The sequence below is a fragment of the Arcanobacterium sp. S3PF19 genome (assembly GCF_000758825.1).
Taxonomy (GTDB): Bacteria; Actinomycetota; Actinomycetes; order Actinomycetales; family Actinomycetaceae; genus Arcanobacterium_A.
This window is the reverse complement of sequence record NZ_JRMX01000015.1, coordinates 20,776-40,315: the sequence shown is the minus strand read 5'-3', so window position 1 is coordinate 40,315 and position 19,540 is coordinate 20,776. Positions and strand designations below refer to the sequence as shown.

The 19,540-nt window shown below is 54.7% G+C and carries 17 protein-coding genes and 2 tRNA genes; 17 read left to right on the top strand and 2 right to left on the bottom strand.

The window, feature by feature from the left end:
* Positions 1-99: 99 nt before the first annotated feature.
* The 6 genes from HMPREF1631_RS05945 (at position 100) to dnaE (ending at position 6,843) form a co-directional block, all read left to right on the top strand.
* Positions 100-507 carry a cell division protein SepF gene (locus HMPREF1631_RS05945; RefSeq protein WP_034233566.1) on the top strand — a complete coding sequence of 136 codons (408 nt, stop codon included), beginning with the start codon at positions 100-102 and terminating at the stop codon, positions 505-507.
* 9 nt (positions 508-516) lie between these two features.
* Complete coding sequence (locus tag HMPREF1631_RS05940) at positions 517-813, top strand: YggT family protein (protein ID WP_034233564.1); 297 nt, start codon at positions 517-519, stop codon at positions 811-813.
* 133 nt (positions 814-946) lie between these two features.
* Entirely contained in the window at positions 947-1,543 is a 597-nt protein-coding gene (locus HMPREF1631_RS05935; protein ID WP_232215455.1) for a DivIVA domain-containing protein, read from the top strand.
* 133 nt (positions 1,544-1,676) lie between these two features.
* Complete coding sequence (locus HMPREF1631_RS05930; protein WP_084707526.1) at positions 1,677-2,270, top strand: signal peptidase II; 594 nt, start codon at positions 1,677-1,679, stop codon at positions 2,268-2,270.
* Positions 2,267-3,193, top strand: coding sequence for an RluA family pseudouridine synthase (locus tag HMPREF1631_RS05925; protein WP_255347279.1), 927 nt, complete (start codon positions 2,267-2,269; stop codon positions 3,191-3,193). Before HMPREF1631_RS05930 ends, HMPREF1631_RS05925 begins: the two co-directional genes overlap by 4 nt.
* A gap of 107 nt (positions 3,194-3,300) precedes the next feature.
* Positions 3,301-6,843 (top strand): DNA polymerase III subunit alpha, encoded by a 3,543-nt coding sequence (gene dnaE / locus HMPREF1631_RS05920; RefSeq protein WP_034233560.1) that lies wholly within the window; start codon positions 3,301-3,303, stop codon positions 6,841-6,843.
* On the opposite strand, the gene HMPREF1631_RS05915 is transcribed toward dnaE, so the two are convergent.
* The gene (locus HMPREF1631_RS05915) at positions 6,830-7,090 is read right to left on the bottom strand and encodes an RNA-binding S4 domain-containing protein (RefSeq protein ID WP_052047181.1); all 261 of its coding nucleotides are present in this window, start codon (positions 7,088-7,090) and stop codon (positions 6,830-6,832) included. The genes dnaE and HMPREF1631_RS05915 overlap by 14 nt on opposite strands.
* 7 nt (positions 7,091-7,097) lie before the next feature.
* On the bottom strand, positions 7,098-7,508 hold the full coding sequence (locus HMPREF1631_RS05910; protein ID WP_034233558.1) for a Fur family transcriptional regulator: 411 nt from the start codon (positions 7,506-7,508) through the stop codon (positions 7,098-7,100).
* A 279-nt stretch (positions 7,509-7,787) separates the two neighbouring features.
* On the opposite strand from HMPREF1631_RS05910, the gene HMPREF1631_RS05900 reads away from it, so the two are divergent.
* The 11 genes from HMPREF1631_RS05900 (at position 7,788) to HMPREF1631_RS05850 (ending at position 19,496) form a co-directional block, all read left to right on the top strand.
* Positions 7,788-9,182, top strand: a complete 1,395-nt coding sequence (locus tag HMPREF1631_RS05900; protein WP_034233553.1) for a glycine--tRNA ligase — start codon at positions 7,788-7,790, stop codon at positions 9,180-9,182.
* Complete coding sequence (locus tag HMPREF1631_RS05895) at positions 9,182-10,378, top strand: YibE/F family protein (RefSeq protein ID WP_052047180.1); 1,197 nt, start codon at positions 9,182-9,184, stop codon at positions 10,376-10,378. Before HMPREF1631_RS05900 ends, HMPREF1631_RS05895 begins: the two co-directional genes overlap by 1 nt.
* On the top strand, positions 10,371-11,585 hold the full coding sequence (gene dusB / locus HMPREF1631_RS05890) for a tRNA dihydrouridine synthase DusB (protein WP_034233550.1): 1,215 nt from the start codon (positions 10,371-10,373) through the stop codon (positions 11,583-11,585). Before HMPREF1631_RS05895 ends, dusB begins: the two co-directional genes overlap by 8 nt.
* On the top strand, positions 11,586-12,848 hold the full coding sequence (locus tag HMPREF1631_RS05885) for a deoxyguanosinetriphosphate triphosphohydrolase (RefSeq protein ID WP_034233548.1): 1,263 nt from the start codon (positions 11,586-11,588) through the stop codon (positions 12,846-12,848).
* 60 nt (positions 12,849-12,908) lie between these two features.
* Complete coding sequence (dnaG, locus tag HMPREF1631_RS05880; protein WP_034233545.1) at positions 12,909-14,891, top strand: DNA primase; 1,983 nt, start codon at positions 12,909-12,911, stop codon at positions 14,889-14,891.
* 51 nt (positions 14,892-14,942) lie between these two features.
* Positions 14,943-15,016: transfer RNA gene (locus HMPREF1631_RS05875), tRNA-Ile, on the top strand.
* 49 nt (positions 15,017-15,065) lie between these two features.
* A complete protein-coding gene (locus HMPREF1631_RS05870; RefSeq protein ID WP_034233543.1) occupies positions 15,066-15,335 on the top strand; it encodes a hypothetical protein in 270 nt (89 codons plus the stop codon).
* Positions 15,336-15,480: 145 nt separating this feature from the next.
* Positions 15,481-15,552, top strand: a tRNA-Asn gene (locus HMPREF1631_RS05865).
* Positions 15,553-15,726: 174 nt separating this feature from the next.
* A complete protein-coding gene (locus HMPREF1631_RS05860) occupies positions 15,727-16,572 on the top strand; it encodes a phosphorylcholine transferase LicD (protein WP_034233542.1) in 846 nt (281 codons plus the stop codon).
* 63 nt (positions 16,573-16,635) lie between these two features.
* On the top strand, positions 16,636-17,682 hold the full coding sequence (locus tag HMPREF1631_RS05855; RefSeq protein ID WP_034233540.1) for a DUF1015 family protein: 1,047 nt from the start codon (positions 16,636-16,638) through the stop codon (positions 17,680-17,682).
* Positions 17,683-17,690: 8 nt separating this feature from the next.
* A complete protein-coding gene (locus tag HMPREF1631_RS05850) occupies positions 17,691-19,496 on the top strand; it encodes an aminotransferase class I/II-fold pyridoxal phosphate-dependent enzyme (protein ID WP_034233538.1) in 1,806 nt (601 codons plus the stop codon).
* Positions 19,497-19,540 lie beyond the last annotated feature (44 nt).

Genomic DNA, 19,540 nt, shown 5'->3' with positions numbered 1-19,540 from the left:
AAATCGCCGCGGCCGGGCAATTTTCCGACACACAGTCGGATTTCCTTACATTTTTACCGGTTTTCCCATAGATTGGGGAAGAGGAATTAGGAGTAAGATATGGGTTTTTTGGATAAAATCAATCAGAAAGCCGCAGGCTTTGAGGAAGATTACGCCTACGAAGACGAAGACTTCGTTTCGCAGGAAACGGAAGAAGAAACGGCGGAGGCTCCGACCTCTATCCGCTCCGTATCACAGAGTATTTCCCGTATCGTTACGGTATGGGTGTCCTCATACCGCGATATCAAGGATTTTGCCGTTGATTTCCGCTCGGGAATGCCGGTGATTTTAAACCTTTCGGAGGCATCCGACAGCGAACGCGCACGCATTGTGGATTTTGCCGTCGGTCTGTGCTTCGGCCTGGAAGGCGATTTCTCGCGTATTTCCGACGATGTATTCCTCCTTACTCCGTATGCGATTAAACTTGAGTCGCACGGAGATCTGCATACGCAGGATTTTCATAGCTGACGCGGGTTTATGGGTATCGCGTTGCTTTTTCCGGTTCTGTTTTGGATTCTTGACCTATATACACTGATTCTTACGATACGTGTGATACTGGATTTTGTTCCGTTCTTTCTGCGCGGATGGGTTCCCCGGGGTCCCGTGCTGATTTTCGCAAATATCGTGTATCGGCTTACGGATCCGCCGCTGCGGTTGCTGAGCAGGTATATTCCCCCTCTGCGCCTCGGCGGTCTGGCCTTTGATCTGGGGTTTTTGGTGTTGTTTTGCGGTGTGAATATTCTCCGCCGTCTGCTCGTGATGCTGTTTTTCTAGTTTGTATATTTGCCTAGCGCGTACGGGGCAAAATATGATAAGAAAGACCATGTAAGCAGTTGTATGTTTGCAGCAGTGTTTTTCGTCGACGGAAAGCATACGCTGCCGAACGGCAAAACTTGAAATATGAGGTATGAAAATGGCAATGCTGACGGAACACGATGTCGTCAATATGCGCTTCAAGGAACCGGCGAGCACACAGGACGGATATGACCAGGACGAAGTGGACTTTTTCCTGGACGAAGTTGCCGAGACAATCGCCCGGCTGACCAAGGAAAAGACGGAATTGGCTGCTCAGCTGCAGGAAGCCCGGGCCAGAATTACGGAGCTTGAGAATGCCGCACCTCAGGTGGTTACCACTGCGCAGACCGCCACGGAAGCCGACCATACCGCCAATTTTGCGGCTGTTGATTCCGCTCCCCGGTCCGACGATGCGGAAAACGCCACGGGAATGCTTGCTCTCGCGCAGCGTCTGCACGATGAATATATTGCGGACGGAAAGAGTGAGTCGGAGCGTATGATCAGCGAAGCCGAAGCGGAGCGTTCGCGTATTATTGCCGAGGCCGAGGAAGTGCATAACCGGACCATTACGAAGCTTGAGGAAGAGCGTTCGGTAATGGAGCGCAAGATCGCGGAACTGCGCGAATTTGAGCGCGACTACCGCAGCCGGCTGAAGAACTATCTTGAGTCTTTGCTCAACAACGTGGAAAACACGAATAATCAGATTTAAGACCCACATCATTTTCCGGATGGCGTTTTCCCCAAAATGCGGGTAACGGATATGTTCCGCACAGTAAAGTTTTTCCCGTTGCCGCATTTTTGGGGAATTTCGCGCCGGCGCGCGTTCTGCTAGTCTTGTTCTTATGGGAAAGAGTTTTGCGCGAATAGGCGTATTTGCCGCCGTACTGCTGATTTTGGATCAACTGACCAAACTGTGGGCACAGAGCGTGCTCCTGCAGGGGCGCGAAATAAAATTAATCGGGGATTTTCTGACCCTTAAACTTACATACAATTCCGGTGCGGCTTTTTCTTTCGGCAGCGGGACGACGTGGATTTTTACTCTGATCTCGGCTGCGGTGGTGCTCGCGCTGCCGTTTTTCGTCTACAGAATTCCGCTGCTGTCCTACAGACTGATACTTGCGGCCGTGTGGGCCGGTGCCTGCGGAAACCTGCTGGACCGGCTTTTGCGCAGACCCGGTTTCGGCATCGGGCACGTGGTTGATTTCATTAACTACAACGGTCTGTTTGTGGGTAATGTGGCCGACATTTTCCTGGTTGTGGGGCTGGTTGTGCTTAGCGTGAGTGAATGTTTCGGGGTGTGTGAAGGAAAAGAGACACCGGATAATCCTTCCGCGCAGCGCCGCGACGCCTGCGATGCCGGCGATGATGATCCCGATGCGGACATTTCTGCGGGCGAAGATGCCTGCAGCGGTGATTCGGCGTGGGTGGAAGCGTGAATTTATATCCCGTGCCCGAGGATTTCTCGGGGGAACGTATCGATTCGGTGATGTCGCGCTTCACCGGTATTTCGCGTGCGCAGTGCGTAAAACTTATTTCCGCCGGGCGCGTTGTGCTGAACGGAAGACCGGCCGTTAAGGGCAGCCAGAAGATAAGCGGCGCCTCGGTGATGGAGATAGATCTTCCGGCGCCGAAGTCTGCCGAACCGATTGCGACGCCGGTGGATGATTTTACAATTCTGTATCAGGACGAAGACATCGTCGTTGTTGACAAACCGGCAGGTGTTGCCGCGCATCCTTCCCTTAATTTTGAAGGCCCGGATGTGTTGGGGGCGTTGCTGGCGATGGGTATCAGGCTCACTTCTTCCGGTCCGGCAGAGCGCCGGGGAATAGTGCACAGGCTGGATGTGGGCACAAGCGGATGCATGGCGGTCGCAAAGTCCGAATCTGCCTACAGCGCGCTGAAACGGGCGTTTCGGGAACGCACGGTGAATAAAATTTACCATGCGCTGGTGCAGGGCCTGCCGGATCCGATGAGCGGCACAATAGAGGCTCCGATCGGGCGCGACTACCGCCATCAGTGGAAAATGGGGATCAGGCCCGAAGGGAAACACGCCGTAACGCATTACGATGTGCGTGAGGCGCTGATCGGCGCAAGTCTGCTGGAAGTGCATTTGGAAACGGGACGCACACATCAGATTCGCGTGCATATGGCTGCCGTCAGGCATCCCTGTGTGGGAGACGAAATGTATGGCGCGGATCCTGTTTTGGCGGAAAAATTGGGTCTGAAACGGCAGTGGCTGCATGCCGTGAAACTGGGTTTTACGCATCCGCGCACCGGAAAATATGTTGAATTTTCCTCCTCGTATCCGAAAGATTTACAGACCGCACTGGACAAAATGCGCTCCGGCGCCGGGTTTTAGCCCGCGTGCGCAATTCGGTTCCCCACCGGTGCGCGGGGTAATCTTTTGCACTTTTCAAAGCAGGGAATAAGGGCACATTTGCGCCGGTGTGTTTGTACAATGGTTGCATGGCTTCGAATCGGGATTTTGCGCATCTGCACGTACACACGGATTATTCACTGCTTGACGGAGCCGCGAAAATATCCAAATTGGTGGCCGAGGTTGCGGCACAGAAACAGTCCGCGGCGGCAATCACCGATCACGGCTATCTTTTCGGCGCATTTGAGTTTTGGAAAGCGGCCAAAGCGGCGGGCGTAAAACCGATTATCGGTGTTGAGGCGTACATGACGCCCGGCACTTCCAGATTTGACCATTCCCGCGTGCTGTGGGGAAACGAATCCCAGCGCTCCGATGATGTGTCGGCGCGCGGAGCATATACGCACATGACTCTGCTGAGCGAAAACAATACGGGAATGTATAATCTGTTTCGCATGGGTTCCCTGGCGTCGCTGGAAGGGCAGATGGGAAAATGGCCCCGAATGGACCGCGATCTGCTGGAAAAATACCATGAGGGACTGATCGGCACTGCGGGCTGCCCCTCTGGGGAGATACAGACCAGACTGCGGCTGGGTCAGCGGGAACAGGCACTGCGGGCTGCCGGCGAACTGCAGGATATATTCGGCAAAGATAATTTTTTCGTGGAAGTGATGGATCACGGAATCGAGATTGAGCGCCGGGTGCAAAAAGACCTTATCGCCCTGGCGGGCAGGATCGGGGCGCCGATCATCGCCACCAACGACTCGCATTATGTGCGCCGCGAGGACGCGCAGGTACAAGATGCGATGCTGTGCATCAATTCCGGGTCAACACTGCTGGACGCGGACCGTTTCAAATTCGACGGTGAGGGATATTATCTGCGCTCCACGGAAGAAATGGAAAAACTGTTTGCCGATATCCCCGGGGCCTGCGCAAATACACTGCTCATCGCCGAGCGTTGCAACGTTAATTTTCCGACCACGGCAGACGGAATAAATTATATGCCCTCTTTTCCCGTTCCGGCAGGAGAGGACGAGACTTCATGGTTTATCCGTGAAGTGGAGCGGGGACTGCACCGCCGTTTCGGGGAGACGATCCCCGACAACGTGCGCAAACGTGCGGATTACGAAATGGACGTGATCGTGAAGATGGGTTTCCCCGGCTATTTTCTGGTGGTGAGCGATTATATTCGCTGGGCACGCGAACAGGGAATCCGCGTCGGTCCGGGGCGCGGATCGGGTGCCGGTTCCATGGTCGCCTATTCGCTGGGAATTACGCAGCTTGACCCGATCAAACATGATCTTCTTTTTGAAAGGTTCCTCAACCCCGAGCGTGTTTCGATGCCCGATTTGGATATCGATTTTGACGACCGCCGCCGTGGGGAAGTAATCAAATATGTAGAGGAAAAATACGGGAAAGACAAAGTCTCCCAGGTGGTGACTTTCGGTACGCTGAAGGCGAAGCAGGCACTGAAAGATTCGGCGCGGGTGCAGGGATATCCGTTTGAGCTGGGCGACAGGATGACGAAGGCAATGCCGCCGTCGGTAATGGGCAAAGATATTCCCGTAAACCAAATTTACAACAAGGAATATCCGCGTTACGTAGAAGCCACGGAATTCAGGGCGATGGTGGACGGCGACGGGGACGCGCGGAAAGTGTTTGGGCTGGCTCTCGGTTTGGAAGGTCTGGTACGGCAGACCGGAATGCACGCCTGTGCCGTGATTATGTCTTCCGTTCCGCTGACCGACGTAATTCCGATTATGAAAAACGCAAAAGACGGGGCGATTCTTACGCAGTTTGAATACCCGCAGTGCGAAGAACTCGGTCTGATAAAAATGGACTTTCTGGGTCTTTCCAATCTGACGATGATTAACGACACTCTGCGCAATATCGCCGAAAACGGGAAAGACGTCCCCGATATAGACAACGTTGCGCTGGACGACAAAACCACTTACGAAATGCTTGCGCGCGGAGAAACACTGGGTATTTTCCAGCTCGACGGCGGGGGAATGAGAACACTGCTCCGGCAGATGAAAATGGATACGTTTGCCGACATCTCGGCGGTCTCGGCTCTCTACCGTCCGGGGCCGATGGGTGCAAATTCGCATATTAATTACGCTCTGCGGAAGAACGGACTGCAGGAAAAAACACCGATTCACCCCGAACTGGCCCATGCCCTGGAAGACATTCTGGGAAGTACCTACGGTCTGATCGTCTACCAGGAACAGGTGATGCGTATTGCCCAGAAGCTGGCCGGGTTCTCTCTGGGGCAGGCCGATATTCTGCGCAAGGCGATGGGAAAGAAAAAAGCGGAAGTGCTTCAGCAGCAGTTCACCGGATTTTCCGCGGGGATGAAGGCAAACGGATATTCTCAGGACGCCATCGATACGCTGTGGGAGATTTTGGTTCCGTTTTCTTCCTATGCTTTCAACAAATCCCATTCCGAGGCCTATGCGCTGGTTTCGTATCAGACAGCGTATCTGAAAGCGCATTATCCTGCGGAATTTATGGCCGCGCTGCTGGCGTCGAACCAAAAGAACAAGCCAAAGACCGCCACCTATCTGGCGGAGTGCCGGCGTATGGGCATTAGGGTGCTGGTGCCGGATGTGAATGAATCGCGCTCCGAATACTGGGCGGTCGGGCAGGAAATCAGGATCGGGCTTTCCGCGGTGAGCGGTGTGGGCGATGCGGTTGTGGACGGAATCATGCAGGCGCGCGCATCGCAGGGTGCTTTTACCTCTTTCGCCGATTTTCTGAAGAAGGTTCCGCTTTCCGTATGCAACAGACGCTCGCTGGAGGCGCTGATCAAAGCCGGCGCGTTCGACAGTTTCGGGCATTCGCGCAGGGCTCTGACCGAAATTTTCGAAGAAGCGCTCGATTCGGTGGTGTCGCTGAAGAAAAACGAGGCCGTGGGGCAGTTTGATCTGTTTGAAACGGCCACGGACGGCGGCGCGGGATTCACGGTGAATATTCCGCAGACCGAGGAGTGGGAAAAAAAGAAGAAACTTAATTTTGAACGGGAGATGATCGGTCTTTACGTGTCCGATCATCCCCTTTCCGGCCTGGAGGCATTCCTGAACCGCGCCGCGGACTGCCGGATTGTGGATTTTCTGGGGGATACGGATTCGCTCAGCGACGGAAAGGAAGTGGTGGTTGCCGGTCTGCTCTCCGCCGTGGAAACGAAGATATCGAAAAAGAATGCCCGTGTATGGGCCACTGCCACGGTAGAAGACCTGACCGGATCGATTGAGGTCAATTTCTTCCCCGCCACATACAGCAAAGTTTCCATGATGCTGGTTCCGGACACGGTTGTGGTGCTCAAAGCGCGTGTTTCGCTGCGAGACGGTGCCGTGCAGCTGAACGCACGGGAGCTGAGCGTCCCCTCAACGGCGGTGGATTCCGATCTTCCGCTCGATATTACGGTTGCCGAGCGGATGTGCGTGCCGCCACTGATGAAAAAACTTGCCGAGCTGCTCCGCCAGTATCCCGGGGGAACACCGGTGCGGCTGCATATTCGGCAGGCGGAGCGGATAACGGTGGTGGAACTGGGGAAAGAGTTTTTTGTTGCGCCAAGCCCCTATCTTTTCAGCGACCTGAAAGTACTTCTGGGGCGAAACTGCGTTATGGGCAGGTGAGATCCGCGCTGGGAATTTCGGTTTGGGCCGATACTGCCCGCAGTGAAATATCTTCCCCGTGCAAACCCGCCACCGTGACGGCATCTCCGTCCAGCAGCAGATGGGAGGGGTGTGTTTCGGTTCTGCCGTTTACTTTTACGTTTCCGCTGCGGATAAGTTCTTTTGCCTGTCCGCCGTTTTCCGCTGCGCCGCAGAGTTTCACAAAAGCGCTGAGACGAATGGGCAGACGCAGTGCAATGTCTTTCATGCCGTACCTATTTCAGTGTGTGTCCGGATTCGTGATTGATGCATTCGGAGCATTGCCCGTAGAGTTCGAAAGAATGGGAAACACGGGAAAAGTCGTTTTCCGCGGCGATTTTTCTTGCCCACTGTTCGAACCCGCCGCCTTTGATATCGACGGTCTTGCCGCAGCACCGGCAAACCAGGTGATGATGATGCGTATCTTCGGCACAGTAGCGGAAGAGCTGGATATCCGTACCCTCCTGACGGATGGTGTCTACGGTGTGGTCCTCATACATGGCCTGAAGATTTCGGTACACCGTTGCCAAACCGATATTCACTCCGCCTTCGCGCAGCAGGTCGTGTATGTCCTGCGCGGACAGAAAAGTCTGCTGGTTGCGCAGCAATTCAATAATTGCTATGCGCTGTCTGGTCATTCGCTGCATTCTCAACTCCGCAAATCAAAGAATTCCCTTTCAGTATACCGGCAAACTGTCTGCTCTTTGGCAAAAATTCATGCGCACCCGGCGCGCTTTGCGGTATGTGACTAATCTCCGGTGCGCTTTTGCAGGGGAAAAGTTCGTTTTCCCGGTTTATTTCGTAAAATGGAGAATAACGGGCCATTCGGTTTGCGAAAACCCCGGGACCGCCCGGAAACTGCTGCAGCCGGCAGCAGAACAGAGAATTTACGTCCTGCGGGCGTAAATCGGACAAGGAGCAGAGATATGGCGAAACAGGCATCGTCTAAGTTGGAAAACGTGATTTCACTGGCAAAGCGGCGGGGATTTGTGTTCCCTGCGGGAGAAATTTACGGGGGGACGCGCTCGGCATGGGATTACGGTCCGCTGGGCGTCGAACTGAAGGAAAACATAAAACGTCAGTGGTGGAAAACGAATGTGACTTCCCGCGGCGATGTTGTCGGCCTGGACTCTTCCGTTATTCTTCCGCGCGAGGTGTGGGTGGCTTCGGGGCACGTGGCCACTTTTTCCGATCCCCTCACGGAATGTCAGTCCTGCCACAGGCGTCTGCGTGAAGACCAGCTGACGGAAGAATATGCCGCCCGGCACCACATTGCGGAAAAAGATGTCGATCCTGCCGATATCCCCTGCCCGAACTGCGGAACGCGCGGACAGTGGACGGAATCGAAGCCGTTTTCCGGCCTGCTGAAAACCTATCTCGGTCCCGTGGACGACGAAGCCGGTCTGCACTATCTGCGTCCGGAAACCGCGCAGGGAATTTTTGTCAATTTCGCCAACGTCCTCACCTGTACACGCAAAAAGCCGCCCTTCGGCATCGGCCAGGTAGGCAAATCGTTCCGCAACGAGATCACGCCCGGTAATTTTATTTTCCGTACGCGCGAATTTGAGCAGATGGAGATCGAATTTTTTGTCCGTCCCGGAGACGACGAGAAGTGGCATCAGAATTGGATTGACGCCCGGCTTGAGTGGTACACGGATTTGGGCATTGCGCGCGAAAATCTGCGTCTGTACGAGCATCCGAAAGAGAAACTGTCGCATTATTCAAAGCGTACGGTGGATATTGAATATAAATTCGGATTCACGGGCGCGCAGTGGGGAGAACTGGAAGGAATAGCAAACCGGACAGACTTCGATCTGAGTTCCCATTCAAAGGCGTCGGGGAAGAAACTCGAATACTTTGACCAGGCCACGGGGGAGCGTTACACGCCGTACGTTATTGAGCCTTCGGCGGGTCTGACGCGGTCGATGATGGCATTTTTGGTCGAGGCGTACTGCGAAGACGAAGCGCCCAATACCAAGGGCGGTGTGGACAGGCGTGTTGTTCTGCGTCTCGATCCGCGTATCGCGCCGGTGAAAGCGGCCGTGCTGCCGCTGTCGCGCAAGCCGGAGCTTACCGCGCCCGCGCAGGAGCTTGCCAAAGAACTGCGTGGATATTGGAATGTGGACTATGACGAGGCGGGAGCCGTGGGACGCCGCTACCGCCGTCAGGACGAAATCGGCACGCCGTACTGTATTACGTTTGATTTCGATTCTCCCTCAGATCACGCGGTTACCGTCCGCGACAGAGACACGATGAAACAGGTACGGATTTCGCTGGATGAAGTCCGTGATTTCCTGGCAGCACGGCTTGCGGGCTGCTGATGGAGGAAACCGCAGCCGGTGTGCGGGCCGCGGCGCATCCGCACACACGGACCCATTTGGCTCCGGGTGTGAATCCGGGGCAAAGACGCAGGGTGCGGCTGTGCCTGGCGGGAATTGCGATTCCGCTGGCGTTGCTCACGCTGATCGGTGTGGTACTGCTGTGGCCGCATACGGGCATTGAGAAAATGCCGTATCTGGAACCCGGAAGCAGAATTGCGGTCGGAACGGTCACAAAAATCGGTACGCCGGACAAAAACGGACAGACCGACGTGCAGATGAAAGTCCGGGGCACGCCGGTTCCCGTCTCCGTTCCGCTTGAGGTGGTGAAAAACGGTTTAAGCGTGGGCGACAGAATAAAAACCGTGTTTTCCCCCAACGCTCTCGACACGGGAGTGCCGTATCTGTTTGCCGACTTCTGCCGGGCGGGCCCGATCCTGATCCTTTTGGCCGTGTACCTGCTTGCCGTGCTGGCCGTGGCGCGGAAGAAAGGACTTGCCGCGATTGCCGGATTGGCGGCGTCTGTTGCGGTCGTGGTGTTTTTCCTGCTGCCTGCACTTCTGGCGGGGAAACCGGCGGTTTTGACAATGCTGGTGGCGGGCAGCGCGATGATGTTTGTCTCCATCTATTTCGCGCATGGAATTTCCGTGCGCACAACCACGGCGATTTTGGGCACTTTTGCCGGCCTGCTCCTTACGGGCGTGCTGGCATGGGTGATGATCGACACCGCAAACCTGACCGGGACCCATGGCGAGGCCGCTCTTGCGCTCGTGGGCCGTCTGCCCCGTCTGTCTTTGCAGAGTATTTTGCTCGCGGGAATGATCCTCTCCGGTTTGGGTGCGTTAAACGACGTTACCGTGACGCAGGTTTCGACCGTCTGGGAGCTGCATGCCGCCGCTCCGCAGGGGAGCCGTTCGGCTCTGATCAGGCAGGCAATGACCGTGGGACGCGACCATATTGCCTCCACGGTTTATACGCTTGCCTTCGCCTATATCGGAACGTCTTTGCCGCTGCTTCTGGCGGCTTCGCTGATTGACCGCGGTTTTACGGATTTTCTCCTGGCAGGCGAAGTGGCGGAAGAAATAGTGCGGACTTTGGTGGCCTCTGTCGGTCTGGTGCTTGCAATTCCGCTGACGACGGTGATTGCCGCTGCACTGGCTCCCGTTTCACCGGCGAAGCAGGTGTGCCGCGGTGCTTAAAGTAGGTGCGGTTAGGCTGCATACGCCGATAATTTTGGCGCCGATGGCAGGGGTGACGAATCCGCCGTTTCGCCGTCTGTGCCGGGAATTTGCCGATCTGGCCCTGCGGGATATGGGCATGGAGCCGATTTGCGGGCATACGGACGGTCTGGAGGCGGGATCGGGTCTGTATACGTGCGAGATGATCACGGCCCGCGCGGTTGTGGAACGAAACAGGGAAACGATGCTGATGATTACCCCCGATCCCCGCGACCCGGTGCGTTCGGTGCAGGTGTACGGGGTGACGCCGAAAAACACGGCAGGAGCCGTCGGATTTTTGGTCGAACACGGGTATGCGGATCATATAGATCTGAATTTCGGCTGTCCCGTGCCGAAAGTGACGCGCAAAGGCGGAGGATCGGCCCTGCCGTGGAAGCACGATCTTTTCGGGCAGATTCTCCGGGCAGCGGTAGACGCGTGCGCGACGGCCTGCGATAAAACAGGCAGGAGCCGGCCCGTACCCGTAACGGCGAAGATCAGAATCGGAATCGACGAAGAACATGAAACGTTTCGCGATGCGGCGCAGATAGCGGCAGATGCGGGAATTTCGGCTCTTACGCTGCATGCCAGGACGACTGCCCGGTATTATTCGGGCAAAGCCCGGTGGGAGGCAATAAAAGAGCTGAAAGAAGCGGTGCCGATTCCCGTGTTCGGCAACGGAGACGTGTTTGGGGCCGGGGATGCCGCCGCGCTGCTGAGCCAAACGGGCTGTGACGGCGTGATGGTGGGTCGCGGCTGTCAGGGCAGGCCGTGGATCTTTTACGACCTTGTGGCCGCGCATTACGGCAGCGAAAAACGTTACCGTCCCACTTTGAAAGAAGTTTCGCAGGTGATTTTGGAACACGCCCGTCTGTCTGTGCGGCATTTCGGCAACGAATACCGCGCACTGCGTGAGCTGCGCAAGCATATTGGCTGGTATCTGCGCGGTTTTGCGGTTGGCGGACAGTGCAGGCACAGCCTTGCCCTTGTTTCTTCGCTGTCCGATCTGCAGGGGCAGCTTTCCCTGCTGGAGGATCAGCCTTATCCGGATGCGGCCGACGGTCCGCGGGGGCGCGCCGGCGGGGAGAAAAAGCCGCATCTGCCGGAACACTGGCTGGACAGCCATTATCTGACCCCCGGGCAGAAAGCTAAAATTGAAGAAGCGGAAATCGGGATCAGCGGAGGATAAATGGCGGATATGTATCTTGCGGAAGACAGGCGGCGTTTTGTTCCCGAAGCCGCAAAAGATCCTGTCAGAACGGATTTTGAGCGGGATCTGGCCCGCGTGCTGCATTCTTCGGCGCTGCGGCGTCTGGGCGCAAAAACCCAGGTTCTTGGTCCGGAATCGGATGATTTTGTGCGCACCCGTCTCACGCATTCCCTGGAAGTGGCGCAGATAGGCCGGGCGCTGGCGAAAAATCTGGGGGCGGATCCGGATGTGGTTGAAACGGCGTGCCTGAGCCACGACATCGGGCATCCGCCTTTCGGACACAACGGGGAGCGTGCCTTAAACGAGCTGAGTGAAGATATCGGCGGTTTTGAAGGCAATGCGCAGACTCTGCGGGTGCTTACGCGTTTGGAACAGAAGCGTTTTGCGCCTACGGGCGAACCGGTGGGGTTAAATCTTACGCGTGCCTGCACCGACGCGGTGCTGAAGTATCCGTGGGAGCGTTTTGCCGGTCCGCGGGGGCGCAAAAGCGGGAAATTCGGTGTGTATCCCGACGACCGCGCCGTGTTTCTCTGGGCGCACGGGAATCACGGGAATGCCCGTTGCGTGGAGGCGCAGATTATGGATTTGGCCGACGACATTGCCTATTCCGTGCACGATGTGGAAGATGCGATTGTGCGCGGGGCTCTGAACCCCGACTTTCTCTTCACTCCGGGCGCTCTGCGCGCCGGAGAGCCGGAGAAGGTGGTTGAGGCCACCCTGAAGTGGTATGGCGACGGAGTCTCGGGTGACGCGCTGATTGACGCGTATCGCGAGCTGCTGTCTGCCGAATTTTGGCCGCGGAATTTTTCCGGTGATGCGGTTTCGCTTGCCCGCCTGAAAGATCTCACCTCGGATCTGATTGGATTCTTCGTCCGTGCCGTGACCGCCGCCACGCGGGAAAGCTTCGGTCCCGAACCGCTGAGACGGTATTGCGCAGATATCGTGCTTCCGCGCAGGACCAAAGCTCAGATCATGTTTCTTAAAGGTCTGGCGGTATATTACGTGATGGCTCCCAGGGAAACCGAACCGCTTTACTACGAACAGCGTACGCTGCTTTTTGACCTCTGCGATGCGATTGGCGAAGATCCGTGCGCCCGTCTCGAACCGCTGTTTTTGCAGTTTTGGCGGTCGGCGGGAAACGAGGATCTGCGGCAGCGGGCAATAATCGATCAGATTGCCTCGCTCACCGACTATTCTGCGCGGCAGTGGCATGCGCGGTACTGCGGAATGCTGCGGAACTGATCTGCGGCATTTTGGGGTATCGGAAAATGGTATGATCGGCGCAGAGGTGAGATGTAAAGTATGGCGGGCAGAATCAAAGAATCGGTGATTGACAGGATCCGCGAACAGTCGCGGATCGACGAAATCGTTGGGGAATATCTGCAGCTTAAACCTGCCGGTACGAATCGCCTGAAAGGACTGTGCCCGTTTCACGACGAAAAAACCCCCTCGTTTACGGTCAGTCCGTACAACGGCAGATGGCACTGCTTTGGCGCGTGCGGCGAGGGCGGGGATGTTTTTTCGTTTATCGAACGCATCGAGAATATTTCTTTTCTTGAGGCAGTGGAGCTTTTGGCGGAAAAGCTGGGAATAGAAATAGAGTATGAGCAGGGCCGCGCCGAGGACCGTGATCGTGGCGGGGTGAAGCGCTCGCGTCTGGTCGATGCCCATAAAGTGGCAAAAGAACTCTACCGCCGGCAGCTGCGCATGCCGCAGGCAAAAGAGGCGCTGCAGCTGCTTTACGACCGGGGTTTTGACGACGAGGCAATTGACCGCTTTGAAATCGGGTATTCCCTGCCGCAGTGGGACTGTCTTTTGGGTGTTTTGCGGAAAAAAGGTTTCACTGAGAAAGAGATTGCCGTCTCCGGTTTGGGAACGCAGTCCGCGCGCGGGATGTACGACCGTTTTCGGGGCAGGCTGATGTGGCCGATTCATTCGATTACGGGTGATCCGATTGGATTTGGCGCACGCAAAACGGATGATAGCGAAGAAGGTCCGAAGTATCTGAATACGGCCGAAACACCGATCTACAAAAAATCGCAGGTGCTCTACGGGCTGAATATGGCAAAGGCCGAGATTGCCGGGCGTAGGCAGATTGTGATTGTGGAAGGCTACACGGACGTGATGGCGGCGCATTTGGCGGGCATTACGAATGCGGTGGCCACCTGCGGCACGGCATTTGGAAGCGAGCACGCAAAAATTATCCGCCGGCTGATCGGCGATATCCGCACTCCCGATTCGGGGACGGTACTGCACGACGGATCGGGCCTCAACGGCGAGATTATCTACACATTTGACGGCGACAATGCGGGGCAGAAAGCGGCGCTGAAAGCCTACGGGCAGGACGGTATTTTCGGCGTGCAGACCTATGTGGCCGTTGCCCCGCACGGGATGGATCCGTGTGAGGTGCGTCTGAACTACGGCGACGAAGCCGTGCGTGAATTCGTGAAGAACCGCAAACCGCTGTTTGAGTTTGTTCTGCGTTCCCTGCTTTCGCAGATTTCCCTTTCGTCTCCGGAGGGAAGAACGGCCGCCCTGTACCGCTGCGTTCCCGTGCTGGCGGAAATCAAGGACGATATTTTGCGGATGCAGTATGTGCAGACGGTTGCCGGCTGGCTGAATTTGGACGGGAATGTGGTCCGTGAAAATGTGCAGCGCAGAATGCGTATGCGTGCGGGGGAACCGAGAGAGATCACGGCTTCCGAAGATCATTGTGCGCCGGAAGAGGGGGAGAAAAAGCCGGTGCTGAAACCGTTTTCCCAAATTTCCGATCCTGCCGAGCGTGTGGAACGTGCCGTGCTGCAGGTGATGGTGCAGATGCCGCTGCTGGCGCAGCAGGCGAACGCGGGCAGCATTCCGAGCGCGGTATTCACGGTGCCGATACACCGTAATGTGTGCGATACCGTGCAGTCGGTAGGCGCAGGAGAGGCATATCTGCGCTACCTCAAAGAGCTTACCGATGCCGGTGTGGAAAGCGATGTGGCCGAACGGCGTGCGAATACATGGTATGTGCAGCAGCTGCTGAATGCGTCGGGGGAGCCTGTGACGGGTGCTGTCAGGCAGCTTGCCGCAGAACCGATCGCCCAGGACGATATGCGGACGGTAGGCGCTTATGTGAACGGTGTGATGGGATCTTTGATCCGTCAGGCTCTCACACGCCAGATTGCCGAGGGGCAGAGCCAGCTGCGTCTTTTGCCCGCCGAGGATCCGAAACGGAAGGAAGTTCTGGCCAGAATCGAAAAACTGCGGGTGAGACGGGCCAAATACGACGAAACTGATTTCTGAATTAGGAAAATCGGATTTTTTTCATTATTGTAGGAAGTGCATAAAATAATCGCCCCCGTAGCTCAGATGGTTAGAGCAGGGAACTCATAATTCCAGGGTCGCGGGTTCAAGTCCTGCCGGGGGCACTGCAGAATATTGAAGCAGGCTATTGGTGTATTATTTCGGGAGGCTGCCGTGGATTCCTCCGATGCCGACGGGCACCGCAACGGATGCAAAGAGAATGATTCGGAAAAATCCGAAAGGGAACGCGCCGGGCGCACGCAAAAACGCTATATTGCCGTTGCCCTGATTTTGGGACTGCTGCTTGCTGTTTTGGGTTTCTGTGCGGGAAAACAGATGCGTCAAAAACATGACGCGGCATCCTGCGCGGTGAGCCGGCAGGTATCGGATGTGGGTGTATGCGCGGCTGCGCCGGGCGGGCCGTGCGCTCTGCAGATTGGGTAAAACGGGTGCGTGCGCGGCTGTGTTTTCGCCTGCGGTGCTGCTGCGCCGGCGCCTGCGGCAAACTGTGTATCAAAACACATTGTGCGGAAAAGAGGCGGGAAAATTTGAACCGGGACTATTTTTTGCTAAAGTAATTAAGTCGCGATCCCGCGTAGCTCAGTGGCAGAGCGTCCGACTGTTAATCGGATGGTCGCTGGTTCGAATCCAGCCGCGGGAGCCGGATTTCAGCCGGGCTTCGGCCCGGTTTTTTGCTGCCCAAAGAACACCGTGTCCGCGCACCGCGTTTCTGCCGCTTTTTGTGTGCTAAGTGTTCCGCCGCGTTGTCATTGATTAACGGAGTGTGTATGTTTAACATAATACTTGTGTTTACGCCGCGGATGAAGGAGTGTGCATGACCGAGTACGATGAGGAGACGCTTCATCACGTGCAGCAGCTTGAACTGATGATCCTAAAGGATTTCACCGAAGTGTGTGCGCAAAACAATCTCACTTATTTTGCCTATGCCGGAACGGGTATCGGTGCCGTGCGCCATAAAGGTTTTATTCCGTGGGACGACGATATTGACGTGTGTCTTCCTGCGGCGGATTACGACAGGGTGCTTGCCATTTTTGAGGAGAAGTATCCGCAGCGCTATGAAATTATCAATGCGGAGAAAAATCCGAAATATCCCCTTGCCACGTCCCGCATTATGCTGAAGGGAACGCAGTTTTGCGAGGAGTCTTTGAGGAATTTGCCCCTTAATCTGGGAATTTTCCTTGATGTGTACGCATTGGACACGGTGAGCGAGAACGAGAAGGAATTTCGCAGGCAGGCGCGCCGGGCGTGGTTCTGGTCGCATCTGCGTCTGCTGAAGCTGATTCCCCGTCCGTATATCGTGTATCACGGATGGAAAGGCCGGATTGTAAAAGCCGTGACGTATGCCGCGGGAGCTTTGATTTCGCTGCTTCCGATTTCGTTGGAAAAATGCATTGCAAAAGAAAAGGCCGCCCGGCGGATGCATTTTGGCGAGCCGTGGAAACGCATTGCTTTTATGTGCGATACGAAGCCTTATGATTCGGTCTGGTCCCGTGAGGATGTCTATCCTCTGCAGCAGCTCGAATTTGAGGGAATGATGATTAATTTCCCCGCGAATCTGCACCGGCATCTGTCTGTTTTCTACGGTGATTATATGCAGCTTCCGCCCAAGGAGAAGCGGAAGAACCATTATCCGGCGCGTCTGGATTTCGGCCGGTGGTAACGGCCCGTGTCTGTGTGTAAAAGCCGGCAGGCGGGCATGGTGTTTTTGGATTGGGTGAGCTGATTGAAATTATGCCCCATAAGTGATTCGTATCTGAACGTAAGCGGAAACTGCTATGATCCGGATTTCATTAATCTGACCCGAATAGACGACGGCAGAATAAATTTTGACAGCCGGGTGCTTTTTCTTTCGCAGACGCAGAAGGAAAAACTGAACCGCGACGCTGTCCGAAATTATAAAAATGCCGCTTTTCTCGTCAGGCGCAAAAACGTTTACAGCCTGGTTGCGGATATCGACATTGACGAATACAAAAACGGCAGAGTGAAAACGCATGAGCTGGTTATTCCCGATACGGTGCAGGGGATGCTGGCAAATTTCAATATCTACAATACCGAAACCCAGCCTGTGCTGCTGATTCATAAAGAGCACCTGCCTTTGGGCGAATATGCCGCAAAGGAGGAAAACGACGGTATTTACACTGTGAAAGACACGGTGATCTACGTTTATCTCGGTGACCGGGCACTGCGTCTGCTGGAAATGTATAACAGGCAGATCGGATGCCTTTACGTGGCGGACGGTCATCACCGTCTGTATTCGACATCGATTCTGCGGCATAAAAAAACCATGCTCTCGTGTCTGGCGGATATGGATGATGTTGTGATTTATCCGATTCACCGTATTTTGCGAAATATAGACGCAGCCGTATTCGATGCCGCAAAAAAAATGTTTCAAAGCAGAAGGATGATTGCCGACGGCCGTGCGCTGAAAAAGGGCATCGTCAGAATAACCTACGGGGACGAAACGCTGTACGTCAGGCTGTCCGATATCGACGGCGATGAATTCTGGAACAACGATGTGCTGAGGCTAAACACCCAAATCCTGACCGTTGCGTTCAGAATAAACGATTTTTCCGATTTGTCTTTCGTCTCCGGGAATGATTTTGAACGGGGAGACTACACTCTGGGCAGAAATGACGTTCTGTTGGAGGTGTGTGCGCCCACGCTCTGCGAGTTTGTCGGATTTATCGACCGCGATCAGGTGATGCCGCCGAAGTCAACGTGTTTTGAACCGAAGTTTCCCTCGTTTTTGATTATGAAAAAGTACAGGTAGGAGGACGTGTGCAGGGATTGATATTGGCCGCCGGTATGGGAAGCAGGCTGAAGAGGCTCACGCAAAACCAAACAAAAGGCATGGTTCGGGTAAACGGTGTTTCTTTAATGGAACGGATGCTCAGGCAGCTGGCAGGATTGGGTCTGAAAAGGGTTATTATCGTTGTCGGATACGAGGGGGAAAAATTACGGGATTACGTCTCGAAGCTGAATCCCGGGATAGAGACGGTATTCGTAAACAACGAAATTTACGATAAAACAAATAATATCTATTCTCTTTATCTGGCGAAAGAGGAGATGGTTAAAGACGATACCATTTTGCTTGAGTCGGATCTGATTTTTGACGACGCTGTTTTGCGCGGCCTGGCCGAGGATGAACGTCCGAATTTGGCGGTGGTTGACAAATATGAATCCTGGATGGACGGGACGTGTGTGGAAATTGACGGCGAAGACCGGATTACCGCGTTTATTCCGGGTGCGGAATTTGATTTTAACCGGTGCGGCGCCTATTGGAAGACGGTAAATATCTATAAGTTCTCCAAAGAGTTTTTGCGCGATTGCTATTTTCCGTTCATGGAGGCGTATCTTTGCGCGGCGGGGAGAAATCAGTATTACGAGCGCGTGCTGCAAAGCGTTGTCGCCGTGGACGCTTCGGTGATGCGCGTCAGGCGGATAAGGGATGAAAAATGGTATGAGATTGACGATGAGCAGGATTTGGATATTGCCTCTTCGATTTTCTGCCCGCCGGGTGAGCGGGCGAAAAAGATGTTTGCGCGTTACGGCGGTTATTGGAGATATCCGGGGATGCTTGATTTCTGCTATCTTGTGAATCCGTATTTTCCGCCCCGAAAGCTTATCGACGAACTGAAATCCAATTTTGATGTTCTCCTTACCCAATATCCGTCGGGAATGGCGGTTAATTCCATGCTGGCGGGAAAGAATTTTAATATTCGGGCAGAGAATATAGCCGTCGGCAACGGTGCCGCCGAACTGATTAAGGCACTTATGGATAATCTGGAAGGAAAAGTAGGTTTTATCCGGCCGACTTTTGAGGAGTATCCAAACCGTTACGGTAAAGAGAACTCGGTATCTTTTTATCCGGATAACGAAAATTACACATACACCGCGCGGGATGTGATTGATTTCTTCGGGGATAAAGATATTAAAAATCTGGTTCTTGTAAATCCCGACAATCCTACGGGGAATTATATCCCGAAGAAAGATATGCGCGGGATTGCCGAATGGGCCGAAGAAAAAGGAATCGTATTTATTCTTGACGAATCCTTTGTTGATTTTTCCGACGAAGCGGATCCCACGTTCCTCAGGCAGGAAACCATTGAACGTTTTCCCCATTTGTTTGTGGTGAAAAGCATTTCCAAATCCTACGGTGTTCCCGGTCTGCGCCTGGGTGTGCTGGCCTCGGGGGATACCCGGGCGATAGGCAGGGTCAAAAAAGATGTTTCGATCTGGAACATTAATTCTTTTGGCGAATATTATCTGCAGATAGCCGAGAAATACAAAAAAGATTATTTGAAGGCTCTGGTGCGCATCCGGGCCGAACGTGCGCGTTTCGAAAAAGAGCTGAGCCGTATCGGGGGGCTGAGAGTTATACCTTCCCAGGCCAATTACGTGATGGCCGAGCTTACCGGCAAAATCGGAACGGAAGAGCTGACGCAGGTCCTTCTTGCCCGCTACGGGATACTGATTAAAGATCTCCGCGTGAAAATGGGCGGGAAAAAATATATCAGGCTTGCGGTGCGCAATGAGGAAGAAGACAACGTTTTGCTCGATGCGCTGCGGAAAGAGATGTTCTGAAGCGGCTGCGTGGTTCGGCCGGCCGTCTGGCGTGCGGGAAGGAA